The following is a 17,415-nucleotide window of genomic DNA, read 5'->3' as shown; positions in this document are numbered from 1 at the left end:
CGCGGTTCAATTTCCGGGTACGTACCTCAAACTGCATCGACGAACGACAATTGGGAGGAAGGATTGGCGTTACTCGAACTCAACAACGTGACCCGGGATTTCGGCGCGATCCGCGCGCTGGACCGTGTCAGCTTCACCGTCGAGCCCGGCGAGATCGTCGGCCTGATGGGTGACAACGGCGCCGGCAAGTCGACGCTGGTCAAGATCATCTCCGGCATTTACCAGCCGACGGAGGGAGAACTGCGCTTCGGCGGAGAGACCGCGCATATCCATTCGCCGGGCGAGGCGAGGCGGCTCGGCATCGAGACCGTCTATCAGGATCTGGCGCTGGCCGACAATCTTTCGGCCGCCGCCAATATCTTTCTCGGCCGCGAGCTGAAGTTCAAGGTCGGGCCGTTCCGCTTCCTGCGCCACAACGCCATGCGGGCGCGGGCGGTGGAGCTGTTCCAGGAGCTGAAATCTGAAACCCGCGCCGACGATCTGGTGCGGCAGATGTCGGGTGGCCAGCGCCAGGCGGTGGCGATCGCCCGCACGCGCCTTTCCGATGCCCGGCTGATCCTGATGGACGAGCCGACGGCAGCGATCTCCGTGCGCCAGGTGGCGGAGGTGCTGAACCTCATCCATCGCCTGCGCGATTCCGGCATCGCCGTCATCCTGATTTCCCACCGCATGCCGGATGTGTTTGCGGTCTGCGAGCGGGTGGTGGTCATGCGGCGCGGCACCAAGGTCGCCGACAAGCGCATCGCCGCGACCTCGCCTGAAGAAGTCACCGCCCTGATCACCGGCGCGCTGGAGGCAGCATGATGACCAACACCGTCCAGGGTTTTTCCAATGTGCGGCACACGCGCTTCTGGCAGCGCGGCTTTCTCTCCAGCCAGTCGGCCTACGTGCTGGCGGCGCTGCTGGTGCTCATCCTGGTCATGAGTTTCGCCTCGGCGAATTTCCTGACGCCGGGCAATATCGGCAATATCGTCCGCAATTTCTCGTTCATCGCCATCGCCACCATCGGCATCACGCTGGTCATCGTCACCGGCGGCATCGATCTCTCGGTCGGCTCGACCATCGCGCTGACGGCGACGATGACGTCGCTGACCATGGTCTGGCTCGACAAGGCGGGCTTTCATCCCTTTCCGGGCTCTGCGCTGATCCTGTCGGTGCTGGCGGGACTGGCGGTGGCGGCGCTGGTCGGTTTCGTCAACGGCTTTGCGGTGGCGAAGCTCAAGCTCTCACCCTTCGTGACGACGCTCGGCACGCTCTCCATCGTGCGCGGCCTCACCTATGTCGCGACGTACGGGCGCGGCACCGGGCCGGCGGGGCCGGACAAGGAATTGTTCATGGCGCTGACCGCGGGTCATCTCGGCGGCGTTCCGGTCGCCTTCATCTATCTCATCGTCATCGCCGCGCTGGTCTGGGTGGTGCTGAACCACACCGCCTGGGGCCGGCATGTCTATGCCATCGGCGGCAACGAGGCGGCGGGACGGCTGACAGGCGTGCCGGTCGACCGGGTGAAAATCCAGGTCTACATGCTCTGCGCCATGGCCGCCGGCCTCAATGGCATCATCATTTCCGGCTGGCTCGGCTCGGCGCCGGCCAATCTCGCCACCGGCTACGAGCTGACGATCATCGCCGCCGCCGTCATCGGCGGGGCCAATCTTGCCGGCGGCATCGGCGGCGCGGCGGGCGCAATCATCGGCTGCGTGCTGATCGAGGTCATCCGCAACGGCCTGGTGCTGGCGCGCGTCGACCCCTACTGGCAGCAGACGCTGGTGGGCTGCATCATCGTCGCCGCCGTCCTTGTCGACAGGTTCAGATCCCTTCGCAACGGCTGAGGAGCGTTGACGAAGCGAAACGGGCGGTTTTCGGCCGCCTCGGAAAGGGGAGCCTGGCTCTTCCAGGCAGATAAAGTGGAGGATGCAACATGAAATCTCTGAAAGTGCTCATGCTCGCGGCGCTCGCGTCCGTGGCCTTTGTCGGCGGCGCTTCTGCCGCCGACAGCTACAAGTTCGCCGTCGTGCCGAAGGCGATGAACAATCCCTTCTTCGACCTGACGCGTGACGGCTGCATGGAAGAGGCCAAGAAGCTCGGCAATGTCGAATGCATCTATCAAGGCCCGGTGGAGCATGAGCCGGCCACCCAGGCGCAGATCATCGAGGATCTGCTGACGCAAGGGGTGGACGGGCTGGCGATCTCGGTCTCCGATGCCGCAGCCGCGACGACGGTGATCGACAAGGCGGTCGCCGCCGGCGTTTCGGTCATCACCTTCGATTCGGATGCACCCGATTCCAAGCGCTCCGCCTATGTCGGCACCGACAACAAGGAATTCGGCAAGGCGCTGGGCGAGGAACTGCTGAAGCTCAAGCCGGAGGGCGGCACCTATGGCATGATTTCCGGCGGCGCGGCCGCGCCCAACCTGGCATTGCGCGTCGATGGCGTGCGCGAGGCGCTGAAAGGCTCGAAATGGACGGAAGTGCAGGGCTCGCCCACCTTCTGCAACGACGATATTGCGCTCGCCGTGCAGCAGGCCGGCGACCTGAAGACGGCGAACCCGGATATCGGCGCCATCGTCCCGGTCGGCGGCTGGCCGCTGTTTGCGCCGGATGGCTGGAAGAACTTCGTCGAGCCCCTCAAGGCAGACGTCGATTCCAAGAAGCTGGCGCTGGTCGCTGCCGATACGCTGCCGGTGGAACTCGACCTTCTCAAGGCCGGTTATGTGCATGTGCTGGTCGGCCAGCGTCCGCATGAAATGGGCGTCGTCGCCATGCAGACCCTGCTCAAGCTGAAGAAGGGCGAGAAGGTCGACGAGATCATCTATACCGGCCTCGACCGGGTGACCAAGGACAATGTCGACCAGCTGATGAAGTAAGGTCGGCTTTTGGCCGATGCCGCCGTCTCTCCCGGCGGCATCGGTGAGTTTCAGGCTTAGGTGCGGACGACGGAGATGCCGCCATCGACGCGCAGCGCCGTGCCGGTGACGAAGCTGGAGGCATCCGAGGCGAGGTAGAGCGCCGAGCGGGCGATTTCGGCCGGCGTTGCCAGCCGCTTCAGCGCATGCAGGCCTTCGACGAAGCTGCGGGCTTCCGGCGTGGCGGCTGCCTCGCGTCCCATCGGCGTGTCGGTGCCGCCGGGCAGCAGGGCATTGGCGCGGATACCGCGCGCGCCGAATTCGGCTGAAATCACCTGCATCAAGCCGATCAGCCCGGCCTTGCTGGCGGCATAGGCGCCCATGCCGGGAAAGCCGACGGTGTGGCCGACAAAGGTGGAAGTGAAGATCAACGAACCGCCGCCCCGCGCCAGCATGGCGGGGATCTGGTGTTTTGCTGCGAAGAAGCCGCTGGTCAGGTTGATGTCGAGCACGGCGCGCCAGTTTTCCTCGCTGAGATCGGGCACCGGCGCGCTCGCGCCCATGGTGCCGGCATTGTTGAAGGCGATGTCGAGGCCGCCGAACCGGCTTTGGGCCGCTTCGACGGCGGCGATGGCCGTCGCTTCCGCCGCCACGTCGCCGTCGATGACGGCTGCGCCGCCAATCTCGGCGGCCAGTTTTTCCAGTTCCGTGCGCCGGCGGGCAACGAGCACGAGTTTCGCGCCCTCGGCCGCGAACAGCTTTGCCGCCTCATAGCCGATGCCCGAGCTTGCGCCGGTGACGATGGCGATCTTTCCGTCGAGTTGTCCCATGAAATATCTCCTTGGTTGTGGTTCGCGGCGCAATCTGCTCGGGACGCCGGCCGCCAGCCACCCGATTCCTGACGATTGACAGGGAAAGCGCGGGCGACTATCGATGTGATCCAAGGTGACGGGCACCTGCCGCCTGCGGACGAAAGTCACGGTGAAGCCCCGTAGAGTAAAATACCCTCACCCTCGAAGCATTTCGGCGGTGGGCAATGCAGGCCCCCATCCATATTCGGAATGCCTCTTGAGAGGAGTGAGCGATGCCTTCAAGGCACACGCCCGACAATCCGTTCCTGACCGCGCCGCCCGGCCGGTTGTTCCTGTCCAATGCCGCGCCGATCGTCTTCGTGATGGTCATGTCCGGGCTGCTGTCCATCATCGACGCGGCTTTTCTCGGCCTCTATGTCGGCCCGCGCGCGGTGGCCGCCATCGGGCTCATCTTTCCGGCGCTGATGCTGTTCATCGCTTTGTCGACGCTGGTCGGCTCCGGCATGTCCAGCCTCTATGCCCGCCGCCTCGGGGCGGGGGAGGCGTCCGCCGCCGCTTCCGTTTTCGCCTCGGCCCATGGGCTGGCGCTGACGGTCGCCGTGATCGTGATCCTGCTGATCGGCCTCACGGCAAAGCCGCTGGTGACGCTCGCCGCCGGCGGCGACGCCGAGGTCGCGGCGATGGCCCTGACTTTCCTGCGCATCGCGGCGCTTTCGACGCCGGTGCAATTCCTGCTCGGCCTTCATGTCGATGCGCTGCGCAACGAAGGCAAGGCCGCGATCCTCGCGCCGCTCTCGGTCGGCACGACACTGGCCAATATTGCCCTGAACTACCTGCTGATCGTCCATGCCGATCTCGGCGTCGCCGGTTCGGCGCTGGGCACGGCGATGGCGCAGGTGCTGGCCTTTGCCATCGTGCTCGCCTTGCGGGCGAGGGCCGGTCGCGTGCCGCTTGTCGCGCTTATGCGCCATAGCTGGGTCGGCGGCTGGGGGCGTATCCTCGGCCTCGGTGCGCCGGTCAGTCTCAGTTTCATCGGCATCGCCTTCGTTTCGACCTGCGTGCTTTCGGCGCTCTCGGCCTATGCCGGGCCGGCCTATCTGCAGACGGTCGCAGCCTATGGCATCGTCATCCGGCTGATCGGCTTTGCCTGGCTGCCGATGATGGGCATGGCGCTGGCGATGCAGAGCGTCGTCGGCAACAATGTCGGCGCCGGGCTGTTGCAGCGCTCCGATGCCGTGCTGCGCATCGCGCTCGTCTCGGTGCTGGTCTATTGCGCCGGCGTCGAGATCGTGTTCCTGGCCGGGGCTTCGGTGATCGGCGGCTGGTTCGTGCCGGATGCCGCGGTGGCGGCGGAAGTCGGGCGCATCCTGCCGCGCATGACGGCGCTTTATCTCGTCACCGGCCCGGTGCTGATCTTCGCCCTCTATTTCCAGACCATCGGCCAGCCGAAACGCACGGGCCTGCTGACGCTCGCCAAGCCTTTCCTGCTGCAGCCGGTCCTGATCGTGCTGCTGTCAACGATCTTCGGCGAACCGGGCATCTGGATCGCGGTGCCGATGGCCGATCTGGTCGTCGCCGTGATCGCCGTCCTCCTGTTCCTGAAATTGCGCGGGCCGACACCGGGCTTCGGTTTTTCGCCCGCGATGCGGGAGGTACGGGCATGACCGAACTGACTCTGCCTCAGGCAAAAGCCCGGGCAAAAAGCCTGCGGGCCGATCTCGCCGCCCAGGGCCATGCCATCAGCCACGCGCAGGCGCTGGAACTGGTGGCGCGGCAGAACGGCGCGCGCGACTGGAACACGTTGCATGCGCTGCTGGCGAAAGCGGAAAAACCGCTGTTCCATGTGGGCCAGGTGTTGAGCGGCCGCTATCTCGGCCAGCGCTTCACCGGCCGGCTTCTCTCCGTCTCGGCGGCGGGAGACCGGTTCTTCGACCTGACGATCCGCTTCGACGAACCCGTCGACGTCGTGACCTTCGCGAGCTTTTCGGCGCTGCGCCGGCAGATCCGCTGCAAGGTAGACCGCGCCGGCATCTCGCCGCAGAAAACCTCGAACGGCGAGCCGCATGTGGTTCTGGATATGAACTGAAAAGGGGCGGCGCGTGCTGCGCCGCCCCTTTTTGCAATCAGGCCAGCCAGTCGGGCAGGCGGGCCGGCACGCGGCCGGTCAGCGCGGCGGTAACGCAATCCGCTAGGCTGCCGAAACGCACGGCGCGGCCGGAAAGGCCCGGGCCGTAATGGGCATATTTGCCGGAATTGGTCATCACGGCGCGGGTGCGGGTCGGAAACAGCGGCTCGCTGATCGAGCACCAGCAGAGATCGGGCAGAACCTGCACGCCGCTTGCCTGAAGCGCCGCCAGCGTGCCGTCGCCCTTGGCCGCGGTGATGACGTCATGGCCGGCGGTGACGATAACCGCCACGTCGTCGCGCCGCTTGCCGCCATCGAGTGCCGCGGCAAAGGCCTGGCATTCCGTGAGCGAGGCATGCGGGCTGCCGATGGCGACGAGTTCCACCTCGTCCGGCCCTTCGTTGAGCAGCGTCCAGCCGTCTTTCAGGTCGGCGCGGGTGATGGTCACCCGGTCGGCATCGTCCTCGGCGCCGAGATGCGCCTCGGGGGTGACGCCCTCGATATGCAGCATGGGGGCTGCCGAGGTGGTGCCGAAGGCGGCGCACAGCGCCTTGAGGTCGTCACGATCAGGCTTGCGGTCGGCAAGGCCTTTGAGCAGCGGGATGCGATCCGGGGCCGCCTTGCCGGCGAGATAGCCGATCAGCGGCCAGAAGCTGTCGTCGATCTGTTCCGGCACCTCGATTTCGACGATTCGCTCGGCCTTGCGGTTCTCTTCCAGATAGACGCCGGAGAGCGGCGCGCGGCCGGTTAGCGCAATGCAGAGATCGAGGAAATCCGGATGCTTGGCGGTGCGGGCGCCGAGCACGGTATTGGCGAAGATCACCGCATTCGATTCCGCCCAGGCGATGGATTCGCCCATGCGCGGGGCGCTGTCGAGCAGGTAGGGCGAACAGGTGAAGGTCGGGCGACAGCCCATGCGCACATAGGCATCGGCAAGCCTTGCGGCGGGATCGCCGAAATCGGCGGGGATGCCCTGTTTTTCCCAATTGGCGCGGTCGACGGAAATGGCGTTCATCGTCGTCGGCACGCAGACTGTCGTGCCCATATCCGCCATCTTTTCCGCGAAGGTCAGGTTGGCGGGGCTGGCATAGATGCAGCCGTCGATATGGCCTTGGGTGACGTCGACCAGCGTCGTCGCGCCCTGCTGGGCGGCCATGGCGGAGATGATGCGCATCGCCTGCGACACCGCGATGCCCTTGTCGCCGGAAAGCATCGCCCGGTCGTTATCGGTCAGGACAAGGGCTGCGGTTGCCGGCGGGGCGACCGGGATCGGCGCGCCGCCATCGGCGACAATGCGCGTCTCGTCGATCTCAAGCGTTTGCGCCTCGGACAGCGCGGCAAAACTCTCGGGCGAGAGGCGCAGGACCGGCAGCGGCTTGCCGAACATCTCGGCGGCGATCAGTGCGCCGAGGGTGAGCACGTCCTCGGCCTCGGAAAACACCAGCGCCGCCGGCGCGCGGCCGGTGAGGATGAGGTCGAGCAATACGCCCGAACCGGTGCAGGAACCACGGCTTGACGGCATCATCAGGATGCCGCCGGTGAGACAGCGCCCGTGCAGCGGGTGATGCACGTCGATGACCTTGCCGGTGGCGGGATCGACCCCGCCCCAGAAGCTGAGCGCTTCCGGGGAGGCTATGACCGGCCCTTTCGCCGATCCGGCAAGAATGCTGCGTGCGGCAGGAGAGACGGTCATGAGCCAGAATCCTTTGTCAGAAACGTTGCGGGGAGAAGGCCGCCATGTCGATCGGCGTCGCCTTGCCGGTCAGCAGGTCGGCGACGATGCGCGCGGTGCCGGCCGATTGCGTCAGGCCGAGATGGCCGTGGCCGAAGGCATAGACGACATTCGCCGTCGCCTTGGCCCGGCCGATGGCCGGCAGGCTATCCGGCAAGGACGGGCGAAAACCCATCCATTGCTGGCCGCCCTGCGATTTCAGGCCCGGCAGGAAGGCCTGCGCCTTCTTCAGCATCGCCTCGGAGCGGCGGAAATTCGGCGGCAATTCCAGCCCGCCCAGTTCCACCGCGCCGCCGACGCGGATACCGGCCGACAGCCGCGTGACGACAAAGCCATGGCCGCCGAAGGTGACCTGGGTGCGCAGGTCGAAGGCATCCGATGGCAACGTGGTATTGTAGCCACGTTCGGTCTCCAGCGGAATGCTTTCGCCGAGCGAGCGGGCGATGCGATGCGAGAAGGCGCCGGCCGCCAGCACGACTTTTGACGCGCGCCGGGCCGGGCCGTTCTTCACGGCGATCTCGACGCCGCCTTCGACGGGGCGCAAGCCCGAAACCTCGGCGCGTTCGATGACACCGCCCTGGCTGCGAAAATGATCGGCGAGCGCCAGCGTGTAGAGCTTGGGATCGGCAATCGAATACCAGCCGGGCGTGAAGGTGGCGTGGGTGAAGCGCGGCGCGAGGCCGGGCTGGATGTCGGCCATGTCGGCGGCTTCGAGATGGCGGAATTCGATGCCGTGCTTTTCGCGCACCTTCCAGCCGGGCAGCGAGGCTTGCAGTTCCGCCTCGCTTTCGTAGACCTGCAGGTTACCGTCCTTGCGCAGCATCGGCAGCGTGCCGGTCGCGGAAAGGAAAGGCTCCAGCTCGGCCTTGGAGAGGTCCATCAGCGCCGTCTGCGCCGCCGTGGAATGGGCGACGCGCGAGGGCTGGCAGGCCCGCCAGAAGCGGAACATCCAAGGCGCGATCTTCAGCGCATAGGCCGGCGGCACCGAGAGTGGCCCGAGCGGATCGAGCAGCCATTTCGGCGCCTTTTTCAGGATGCCGGGCGAAGCGAGCGGCAGGATGTCGGTAAAGGCGAAGGCGCCGGCATTGCCGGCGGAGGCGCCGGCGGCCGGGCCTTCCCTGTCGAGAACGGTGACGGCGAGGCCGCGCGCCTGGGCGGCAATCGCCGCCGACAGGCCGACGACGCCGGCGCCGATGACGACGACGTCGGGCTGGTTTTCGGGTTTCATCATGGCCTCAATGCGTGGCGGCGAGGAATTTCTGCAGTTCCGGATCTTTCGGTGCCCCGAACAGGGCTTCCGGCGGGGCGATCTCGGCCATCACGCCCTTGTGGAAGAAGGCGACGCGGTCGGAGACTTCGCGGGCGAACTTCATTTCATGGGTGACGCAGATCATCGTCATGCCTTCGGAGGCCAGCAGCCGCAGCGTATCCAGCACTTCGCCGACGAGCTGCGGATCGAGCGCCGAGGTCACTTCGTCGAACAGCATGTAGGCCGGCGACATGGCAAGCGCCCGGGCAATCGCCATGCGCTGCTGCTGGCCGCCGGACATGCGGTTCGGATAGACCTTCAGCTTGTCGCCGAGCCCGACATGGCTGAGCTGCTTGACCGCTTCGGCCTCGGCCTCGGCCTTGGACCGGCCGAGAACCTTGACCGGTGCGAGCATGACGTTTTCCAGCACCGTCAGGTGTGGGAAGGCGTTGAACTGCTGGAAGACGATGCCAAGCTTGCGGCGCAGCTTGTTGAGGTCGGTGCCCTTGGCATGGACGTCGGTGCCGTCGACGACGATGCGGCCGCTGTCGATGGGTTCCAGCCCGTTGATGCAGGTCAGCAGCGTCGACTTGCCGGAACCGGAGCCGCCGATGATGGTCAGCACCTCGCCCTTCTGGACGGTGAGGTCGATGCCTTTGAGGACTTCGAGCGAGCCGAAGGATTTGCGGACATTTTCGATCTCAATCATTGGACCACCGTTTTTCGAGATAGCCGCCGAACCGGGCGATGGGGAAGCTGATGATGAAGTAGAAGGCGCCGCAGATCATCAGGATGAACAGCGGTTCCTGCAGGCGGGTGACGAGAATCTGTGAGGCGCGGAGCAATTCGATGAGGCCGAGCCAGAGGACGAGCGCCGAATCCTTCATCACGCCGAGCGTCAGGCCGATCCAGGCCGGCAGCGACACGCGGGTGGCGAGCGGGAAGACGATATAGCGCATGTCCTGCCACCAGGTCAGGCCAAGCGAACGCGCCGCGCGGCGGGTGGTCGGCGGCACGGCGCCGATGCCGCCGCGCACGATTTCGGTGCAATAGGCTGCCGTATAGAGCGACAGCACCACGCAGGAGGTGGTGAACGGCGGCCAACCGAGACGGGCGATCGACTGGAAGGCATTGGCGAGCACGAGCTGGATCAGCAGCGGCACCGAACGGAAGATGTCGAGCACGAAGGTCAGCGGGATCGACCACTTGGCGCCGAGCTGGAAACGGACGACGCCGAAGATGATGCCGAGCACGGTGCCGAAGGCGACTGAGACGGCCGTGACCGCCAGCGTCATCGCCGCGCCCTGGGCGAGGAAGACGAGGTCGGGCCAGGTGAGAGCGGTGTTGAACATGGTTGCCCCTCTCTCAGTAACGGAACATACGCGCCGCAAACAAGCGGGCGGCCAGGGTGACGACCTTGGCGATGACGTAATAGATCACCGCAGCGAGCGCGAAGAATTCGAAGGTGCGGAAGGACACCGCGTTCAGTGCCTGGGTTACGCCGGCGAGATCGGTATTCATGCCGACGGTGACGCCAAGCGAGGTCATCAGGATCGCCCAGACCATCTGGTTGGTGGCGGGCAGGAAGGCGATGCGCAGCATCTGCGGCATGACGACATAACGGAAGGCCTGCATCGGGCTCATGCCGAGCGAGCGGGCGGCGCGGGTCTGGGTTTCCGGAATCGCTTTTAGCGCTCCACGAAAGTTTTCCGCGAGATAACCGGCATTGTTGAAGGCGATACCGACCAGCAGCGACGTGAAGGGACTGAGGTGGATGCCGAAACTGCCAAGGCCGAAATGGGCCATATAAATCTGGAACAGGGCCGGCGTGTTGCGCGCGATCTCGACCCAGCCGGTCGCCAGACCGCCGAGGATGCGATTGCCCGACAGCCGGAACAGCGTCAGCGCGATGGCGAGCGCCATGCCGATGATCATCGACAGGATGGCGATCTGCAGCGTGACGAGCGCGCCGTCCAGCATCTGCGGCAGAGCCTTGAAGGCCTGATTCCAGTGAAAACTGTAATTGAACATTTGCCGTCTCACCTCTCGAAAAGGAGTAACGGCGCGGAAGCGTCAGCTCCCGCGCCGTCAAAGAACGGTCAGATCAGCGATAGACGCCGGGGACCGAGAGGTCGGGGGCCGGGCCGCCAACCCACTTTTCGTAGAGTTCCTTGTAACGACCGGTGCGAACCTGCTGGTTTACGAACAGATTCAGGTAGTTGATGAAGCCGTACTCTTCGCGGTTGGTGAAGAGGGCGACGTAGTCGATGTCGTAAGGCGCCTTGCCGACGACCGAGATGCCGGCGAACTTGCCGCTCTTGACGTTCGACTGGGCAACCGTCGAGGTCGAGACCGTGGCGTCGATCTGGCCCTGGCTCAGCGCCAGGAAGACGTCCGCCTGCGTCTGGTAGGGACGGAACTCGCCGGTGCCCCATTCCTTGACCGACTTTTCGAGCGCGATGGCCTCGAAGGTGCCGGCGGTGGCGCCGACGGTCTTGCCCTTCATGTCCTCGAAGGACTTGATGCCCGACTTGTCATTGGCGGTGACGGCCATTTCGAAGGCGAAGTAGGGAATGGTCATCCCGACGGTCTTGGCGCGTTCCAGCGTATCCGAGGTCGAGGCGACGCCGACGTCGACGCGGCCGGACATCAGGGCCGGGATGCGTTCCGGGAACGGCGTTTCGACGATTTCCGCGGTAACGCCCAGCGCCTTGGCCAGGTCGTTGCAGTAGTCGACGTCGAAGCCGATCGGGTTGTTGTTCTCGTCGCGCGAGCCCATCGGCGGGAAGTCGAGCACGACCGCGCAACGCAGCGTGCCGGAAGCGATCACGTCGTCGAGCTTGTCGGCGAAGGCCGGGGTGGTGAGGGCGGTCGCGGCGGCGAGGCCGAGGGCGAAGACTGCAGATTTCGTCATTTCTCTCTCCCTTGTAGGCGGTGAAAATCAAGCCTGGCTGGCTATTCCACGGCGCGCGGCAGAAATCAATTGCAAAATACAATGAATATACAAAAAGTATTCTGCGACGCGCTGCTGTCCGGGAAAAGGCGCCCCTTCATCTGTCGCGGCGCCCTTTCCCTGTCCCCAAGCCTATATTAGCCGAAAAAATCGTCCGGCAGCAGGCCTTCCGGCATGTTCTGGTAGGAAACCGGACGCAGGAAGCGACGAATCGACATGGTGCCGACACTGGTGGCGCCGAAATTGGTCGAAGCCGGGTAGGGACCGCCATGGACCATGGAATCGACCACCTCGACGCCGGTCGGGAAGCCGTTGACCAGCACGCGGCCGGCCTTGCGTTCCAGGACCGGACGCAGGCGCTTGGCCGCGTCGAGATCGTTTGCATCCATATGGATGGTGGTGGTGAGCTGGCCTTCGAAGCTGCGGGCAAGCGTTTCCATTTCGTCCAACGAGCTGACGCGCACAACGAGGCCGAGCGGACCGAACACTTCTTCCGACAACGCATGGTCGCCCATGAACTGCTCGCCCGTGGTCTCGAACAGGTTCGGCGAGGCCTGGCGCGCGCTGGATTCGGTCACCAGAACCGGCTTGACGGCGTTGCGGCTTTCAAAGCGGGCCTGGCCGTCACGATAGGTCTTGGCGATGCCGTCGGTCAGCATGGTCTGCGGCGCGACCTTTTCGAGGTTTTCCTTCGCGGAGGCGACGAAACGGTCGGCGTCGCCGCCTTCGATCACCACGGCGATGCCGGGATTGGTGCAGAATTGGCCGGCACCCATGGTCAGTGAGCCGGCCCAGCCCTGCCCAAGCGTTTCGGCGCGGGCTTTGAGCGCTTCCGGCAGCAGGAACATGGGGTTGACCGAGCCGAGTTCGCCGAAGAACGGGATCGGCTCGGGACGGGCGGCGCAAAGGTTGAACAGAGCGCGGCCGCCGCCGAGCGAACCGGTGAAGCCGACCGCCTTGATCAGCGGATGCTGAACGAGGGCTTCGCCGACCTGGCGGTTGCCGCCCTGGATCAGCGAGAAGACGCCGGGATGCATGCCGGTCTTCTTGATGGCGGCGTCGATCGCCTGGGCGATGATCTCGCCGGTGCCGGGATGGGCGGAATGGCCCTTGACGACGACGGGGCAGCCGGCGGCCAGGGCCGCGGCGGTATCACCGCCGGCGGTCGAGAAGGCCAGCGGGAAGTTCGAGGCGCCGAAGACGGCGACCGGGCCGATGGGGCGCTGGATCAGACGGATTTCCGGGCGCGGCGCGGGCTGGCGATCCGGCACGGCGGCGTCGAAGCGACGGTCGAGGAACTCGCCCTTCTCGATATGATCGGCGAACAGACGGAGCTGGCCTGTGGTGCGGCCGCGCTCGCCCTGCAGGCGGGCGACCGGCAGGCCGGTTTCCTGGGTGCCGATCTCGGTGATCTCTTCGGCACGGGCCTCGATCTCGTCGGCGATGGCGCGCAGAAAGGCGGCGCGCTCGGCGCGCGAGGCATAGCCATAGACCCAGAAGGCTTCCTCGGCGGCTTCGCAGGCGCGGTTTACGAGCTCAACGCTGCCGGCGGCGAATTCATGCACCGGGCCATGGGCCGGCTGCGACGGAAACGTGCCCGCGCCATCCAGCCATTGGCCGGCGATGAGATGTTTTCCCTTGGGGATAAAGGCCATGTGACGTTCCTTTCTCAAGAAGCGTGATATGTCGTGGCAAAAGCGATACGGGCGAATTGCCCTTGTCGAATATTTGTATACACTATGTATGCAGGACTTCAACCGCCTACCATGCCGTTCGGCCCCAGCAGGGAGAGATAGACGATGACCGACACCACTATTCTGACCGTCGCCGCTTTGGAAGAGCGCGTCGCCGCGATCTTTCGCAAAGGCGGGCTGAACGATGTGCAGGCGGGCGCGCTGGCACGGGTCATCGTCGCCGGAGAACGCGATGCCTGCAAGTCGCACGGCGTTTACCGCATCGAGGGCGCGTTGCGCACCGTCAAGGCCGGCAAGGTGAAGCCGGCCGCCATTCCGCAATTGCTGGAAACCGAGGGTTCGGCGATCGTCAAGGTGGACGCAAAAGGTGGATTTGCCAATCCGGCCTTCGAACTCGGCGTGCCGGTGCTGGCCGAGCGTGCCCGCAAACTCGGCCTTGCCGCGTTGGTCATCAATGACTGCACCCATTTCTCGGCGCTGTGGCCGGAAGTCGAGGCGATCACCGACCAGGGGCTGGCGGCGATGGTCATGTGCCCCAGCTATGCCACGGTCGCGCCGACAGGCGGCAACAAGCCGCTGCTCGGCACCAACCCCTTCGCCTTCGGCTGGCCGCGCAAGACCGGCGCTCCCTACGTCTTCGATTTCGCCACCTCGGTTGCCGCGCGCGGCGAGATCGAGCTGCATCGCCGCGCAGGCAAGCAATTGCCGCCGGGCTGGGCGATCGATGCCGAGGGCAACCCGACCACCGATCCGGAAGCGGCGCTGGCCGGCGCCATGCTGCCCTTCGGCGGTCACAAGGGTTCGGCCATCGGCACGATGATCGAACTGCTGGCGGGCATCATGATCGGCGACCTGACCAGCCCGGAAGTGCTCGACTATCTCGGCACGACGACGCTCGCGCCCTTCCATGGCGAGCTGATCCTTGCTTTCTCGCCGGAAGCGTTTTCGAAGGGCCGCCCCGGCGATCCCTTCGCGCGGGCCGAAGTGCTGTTCGAGACCATCGTCGGCCAGGGCGCGCGCCTGCCTTCGCAGCGCCGCTTTGCCGCGCGGACAAAATCGAAGGCGGAGGGCATCGCGCTCACCGCGGCCGAGATCGGGCAACTCGATCGCCTTCTCGACCAGGGTCTCGACGCCGTCGCGCTCTGATGCTTTTCGAGATGCGCGGGGCAAGCCCGCCGCGCATCTCGATCAGAAAGCCCCGGTGATCCGGGCGGCGACGACACTGGTCGAGAAATTCTCGTCAGGATCACTCTCGCGGCGCAGCAACCGGCTGAAATCAAGAACGAAGGCATGGCGCTGGTTGATGCCGACGGTCATCGAGGCTGACAGGGCATGGGTGCGGGTGCGGTAATCGTAGTACAGCCAGTCGCTGTAGTCCTGCCCGTAACCAAAGCCGATCTTGAGGCGATCCGTCAGCGCCTTTTCCACCGACAGGCCGAGTGTGCGCACATCCTCGCCAAGGGGATCGTCTATATCGGCAAGGCGGATATCCTGCGCCAGCCTGGCGGTGAGCGTCAGCCCGTCCTGCGGTTGCCAGGCAAGTTGCCCCTTCATATAGGGTCGAAAACGGCGGACGCTGTCGCCGAGATAGGGGCTGTCGACATGGACGAGGCCAAGCTCCGCCAACATCGTCACGCTGTCTCCAAAGCGCCTTCCGTAGGCGACGGAGCCGCGCAGCGCTCGCGCCGGAAAGCTTTCCAGCGTTTCCCGGTCCTCCTTCGGCACCTGATTGTCGCGATATTGCAGGGTAAGTCCCGCCTCGCCGCCGAACAGCGGCCGGATATGGCCACCCGTCAGGTCGAGCAGCGTGTCGTCGGCGTCGAGGCGGGTGGGGTTGAGGCCGGGCAGGGTGAAATGCGCCTTGCCATGCTGCAGGCCGGCGAGGCTTGCCGTCAGGTGGCTGCGGCCGCCATTGTGCTCGATACTGAGCCCGGCGCTGGCATTGGCGGCAAGATCGGTCTTGCTGTAACCGATCAGCGTGCCGGGCAGCGCGAGGAACAGGTCGCCGTCGCGCTGGGCCTCGACGCCGGCCTTGAGCGTCAGTTTTGCGGCCGGCGAAAGATCAATGGCATAGCCGACCTCGCCGCCGACGCTCTTGCGGTCGGCGAAACGATAGGCGCCGACGCGCCGTGCGCCCGCCGCCAGCCGGTAGGTCAGATGCGAGCTTTCCAGGTCGAGACTGCCGCGCAGGCCGAGCCGGCTTTCGCTGAAACTTGCCGGAAGTTCGCTCGTGTCCTGAAAAATGTTCGAGCTTCGGCCGATGCCGGCACTGTAATCCACGGTTGAATCGCCGAAAGCCGGATCGTGGCTTGTGAGCGCCAGAACCGCCGATATCACCCCGCCAAGATAACGCATCGCGCCCGCCCCTTGCTTCCAACGATGCGCGATCATGGACTTACATGGTTAATTTTCTTCCTATGGTAGAAAAACAAGGAAAGTTGTCGGTTTCTTCTATTTCTGGATGTGGGTGGCGTTCTATCGCTAAAATTGTAGATGTTATGGTTAACTATTTGCTATAGTTGGGCTTTCCGGTTGCAGAAATGGCTCGATATATTACTTCTGATTGCGCGCACTGAGGCGCTCAACCACAAGGAGAGAGATCATGATCAAGACCAAAGCCATCTGCATCGCTGCCCTCGTCGCCTTCGCCGGCGCCGGCCATGCGTCCGCCGGTCTGCTCGGCATCGGCGGCCAGAACGGCAACATCACCGTTGCCCCGAGCATCGGCCTGGGCCCGGTCCTCAGCGGCAACAACGGAAACAATATTCTCAACGGCGTCGGCGTCCTCACCGGAAACCTCAATGGCACGCTGAACGGCGTCCTCAACGGCAACGGCATTCTCAATACCAACGGCGGCAGCGATTGCGGCTGCAAGAAGTCGAAACGCCACTAAGTCCTTGCTCGCGGGATCCGGAAGCGCTCCAGCTTCCGGGTCTCCGTCCCGGCCGCCTCCACCGGGCATGCGGCAGGCAAAAGGCCCTTCCTTGCGGAGGGCCTTTTGTGATGTGCGAATTGTCCTTAGGCCGGGCCGATCAGGGCTTGCAGGACTGCACGGCGCCCGGCAGCTTGCTCCACTGCGCGTACCAGGTATCGAACAGCTTGAGCTGGGTTTCGACATAGCCACGCTGGCTGTCGGTGAGCGCATCGGTTTCGTTGAAGTGCAGCGTGTATTCCTTGTCACCCTTCAGCACCATCATGTGCTTGAAGAACAGGACAAGATCCGGGCCTTCGTCAAAGGAGGAGAGCACGGCGAGCGCCGATTCCAGTTCCAGCGCGCGGGCGCGGGCATCCGGGTCGCCCTTGGCGGCCGCCTTGGCGAGGTTGCACATGTGGATGACTTCCTTCGGCAGCACGCAGCCGATGCCGGTGATCGCGCCGACGGCGCCGCAATCGACGAAGCCGGTGAAGACGCAGGTATCGACGCCGATCATCAAGGTGACGTCATCGTCGCGGCTGGTGATGTTCTCGGCCGCATAACGCATGTCGGCGGCGCCGCCGAATTCCTTGAAACCGACGAGGTTCGGATGCTCGGCGCGCAGGGCGAAGAACAGGTCGGCGCGGGTGGCGAAGCCGTAATAGGGGCTGTTGTAGATGACGGCCGGAATGTTCGGCGCGGCCGAGAGGATCGCCTTGAAGTGGTTCTTCTGGGCGGCGACGACCGAGCCGCGCGACAGGACGCGCGGGATGACCATCAGGCCCTGCGCGCCGACCTTGGCGGCATGGGCGGCGTGGGCAACGGCCGAAGCGGTGTTGACGGCGCCGGTGCCGACGATGACCGGAACGCCGGCCTTGACCAGGCGCTCGACGCCTTCCATGCGCTGTTCGTCGGTCAGCAGCGGCCAGTCACCCATCGAGCCGCAATAGACGACGGCAGACATGCCCTTCTCGATCAGCTCCTTGCCCTTGCGCACCAGCGCATCGAAATCGGGGGTACGGTCTGCCTTGCAGGGGGTCATCAGGGCCGGGATAACGCCGGAGAAAATCTGGGCCTTCATGTCTAGCTCCTCA

The 17,415-nt window shown here is 65.0% G+C and carries 17 protein-coding genes; 7 read left to right on the top strand and 10 right to left on the bottom strand.

The annotated features are described in order from the left end of the window. The first annotated feature begins 63 nt into the window (after positions 1–63). The 3 genes from P7F60_RS15930 (at position 64) to P7F60_RS15920 (ending at position 2,863) form a co-directional block, all read left to right on the top strand. Complete coding sequence (locus P7F60_RS15930) at positions 64–804, top strand: ATP-binding cassette domain-containing protein (RefSeq protein WP_277918717.1); 741 nt, start codon at positions 64–66, stop codon at positions 802–804. Then, on the top strand, positions 801–1,829 hold the full coding sequence (locus P7F60_RS15925) for an ABC transporter permease (protein WP_277918716.1): 1,029 nt from the start codon (positions 801–803) through the stop codon (positions 1,827–1,829). Before P7F60_RS15930 ends, P7F60_RS15925 begins: the two co-directional genes overlap by 4 nt. A 110-nt stretch (positions 1,830–1,939) precedes the next feature. After that, positions 1,940–2,863, top strand: a complete 924-nt coding sequence (locus tag P7F60_RS15920) for a sugar-binding protein (RefSeq protein WP_277918860.1) — start codon at positions 1,940–1,942, stop codon at positions 2,861–2,863. A gap of 56 nt (positions 2,864–2,919) precedes the next feature. Here the strand turns inward: P7F60_RS15920 and P7F60_RS15915 are convergent, their stop codons facing one another. Continuing rightward, positions 2,920–3,672: an SDR family oxidoreductase gene (locus tag P7F60_RS15915; protein WP_277918715.1), complete on the bottom strand. Its 753-nt coding sequence runs from the start codon at positions 3,670–3,672 to the stop codon at positions 2,920–2,922. Positions 3,673–3,926: 254 nt separating this feature from the next. Here P7F60_RS15915 and P7F60_RS15910 point away from each other — a divergent pair, with 254 nt between their 5' ends. Then, complete coding sequence (locus P7F60_RS15910; protein WP_277918714.1) at positions 3,927–5,318, top strand: MATE family efflux transporter; 1,392 nt, start codon at positions 3,927–3,929, stop codon at positions 5,316–5,318. Beyond that, positions 5,315–5,740 (top strand): glyoxalase superfamily protein, encoded by a 426-nt coding sequence (locus P7F60_RS15905; RefSeq protein ID WP_277918713.1) that lies wholly within the window; start codon positions 5,315–5,317, stop codon positions 5,738–5,740. The genes P7F60_RS15910 and P7F60_RS15905 overlap by 4 nt, the downstream gene beginning before the upstream one ends. A gap of 37 nt (positions 5,741–5,777) precedes the next feature. On the opposite strand, the gene P7F60_RS15900 is transcribed toward P7F60_RS15905, so the two are convergent. From P7F60_RS15900 to P7F60_RS15870, 7 genes are all read right to left on the bottom strand, one after another. Next, positions 5,778–7,472 (bottom strand): aconitase X, encoded by a 1,695-nt coding sequence (locus tag P7F60_RS15900; protein ID WP_277918712.1) that lies wholly within the window; start codon positions 7,470–7,472, stop codon positions 5,778–5,780. 16 nt (positions 7,473–7,488) lie between these two features. Then, positions 7,489–8,739 (bottom strand): FAD-dependent oxidoreductase, encoded by a 1,251-nt coding sequence (locus P7F60_RS15895; RefSeq protein ID WP_277918859.1) that lies wholly within the window; start codon positions 8,737–8,739, stop codon positions 7,489–7,491. Positions 8,740–8,746: 7 nt separating this feature from the next. Beyond that, positions 8,747–9,469, bottom strand: coding sequence for an amino acid ABC transporter ATP-binding protein (locus tag P7F60_RS15890; RefSeq protein WP_277918711.1), 723 nt, complete (start codon positions 9,467–9,469; stop codon positions 8,747–8,749). After that, complete coding sequence (locus P7F60_RS15885; protein ID WP_277918710.1) at positions 9,462–10,112, bottom strand: amino acid ABC transporter permease; 651 nt, start codon at positions 10,110–10,112, stop codon at positions 9,462–9,464. The genes P7F60_RS15890 and P7F60_RS15885 overlap by 8 nt, the downstream gene beginning before the upstream one ends. 13 nt (positions 10,113–10,125) lie before the next feature. Continuing rightward, on the bottom strand, positions 10,126–10,791 hold the full coding sequence (locus tag P7F60_RS15880; RefSeq protein WP_277918709.1) for an amino acid ABC transporter permease: 666 nt from the start codon (positions 10,789–10,791) through the stop codon (positions 10,126–10,128). A gap of 73 nt (positions 10,792–10,864) precedes the next feature. Further along, positions 10,865–11,674 (bottom strand): transporter substrate-binding domain-containing protein, encoded by an 810-nt coding sequence (locus P7F60_RS15875; RefSeq protein ID WP_277918708.1) that lies wholly within the window; start codon positions 11,672–11,674, stop codon positions 10,865–10,867. A gap of 176 nt (positions 11,675–11,850) precedes the next feature. Then, complete coding sequence (locus tag P7F60_RS15870) at positions 11,851–13,368, bottom strand: aldehyde dehydrogenase (NADP(+)) (protein WP_277918707.1); 1,518 nt, start codon at positions 13,366–13,368, stop codon at positions 11,851–11,853. A gap of 144 nt (positions 13,369–13,512) precedes the next feature. Here P7F60_RS15870 and P7F60_RS15865 point away from each other — a divergent pair, with 144 nt between their 5' ends. Beyond that, a complete protein-coding gene (locus P7F60_RS15865) occupies positions 13,513–14,553 on the top strand; it encodes an Ldh family oxidoreductase (protein ID WP_277918706.1) in 1,041 nt (346 codons plus the stop codon). Positions 14,554–14,595: 42 nt separating this feature from the next. On the opposite strand, the gene P7F60_RS15860 is transcribed toward P7F60_RS15865, so the two are convergent. Beyond that, on the bottom strand, positions 14,596–15,762 hold the full coding sequence (locus tag P7F60_RS15860; RefSeq protein ID WP_277918705.1) for a hypothetical protein: 1,167 nt from the start codon (positions 15,760–15,762) through the stop codon (positions 14,596–14,598). A gap of 247 nt (positions 15,763–16,009) precedes the next feature. On the opposite strand from P7F60_RS15860, the gene P7F60_RS15855 reads away from it, so the two are divergent. Next, entirely contained in the window at positions 16,010–16,300 is a 291-nt protein-coding gene (locus P7F60_RS15855) for a hypothetical protein (RefSeq protein WP_277918704.1), read from the top strand. Between the two features lie 139 nt (positions 16,301–16,439). On the opposite strand, the gene P7F60_RS15850 is transcribed toward P7F60_RS15855, so the two are convergent. Further along, the gene (locus tag P7F60_RS15850) at positions 16,440–17,402 is read right to left on the bottom strand and encodes a dihydrodipicolinate synthase family protein (protein ID WP_277918703.1); all 963 of its coding nucleotides are present in this window, start codon (positions 17,400–17,402) and stop codon (positions 16,440–16,442) included. Between the last annotated feature and the right edge of the window lie 13 nt (positions 17,403–17,415).

It is taken from the genome of Rhizobium sp. YJ-22, assembly GCF_029601685.1.
Classification (GTDB): Bacteria; Pseudomonadota; Alphaproteobacteria; order Rhizobiales; family Rhizobiaceae; genus Metarhizobium.
Note: the sequence above shows the minus strand (reverse complement) of the source record. Positions and strands in the feature narration are given on the sequence as shown.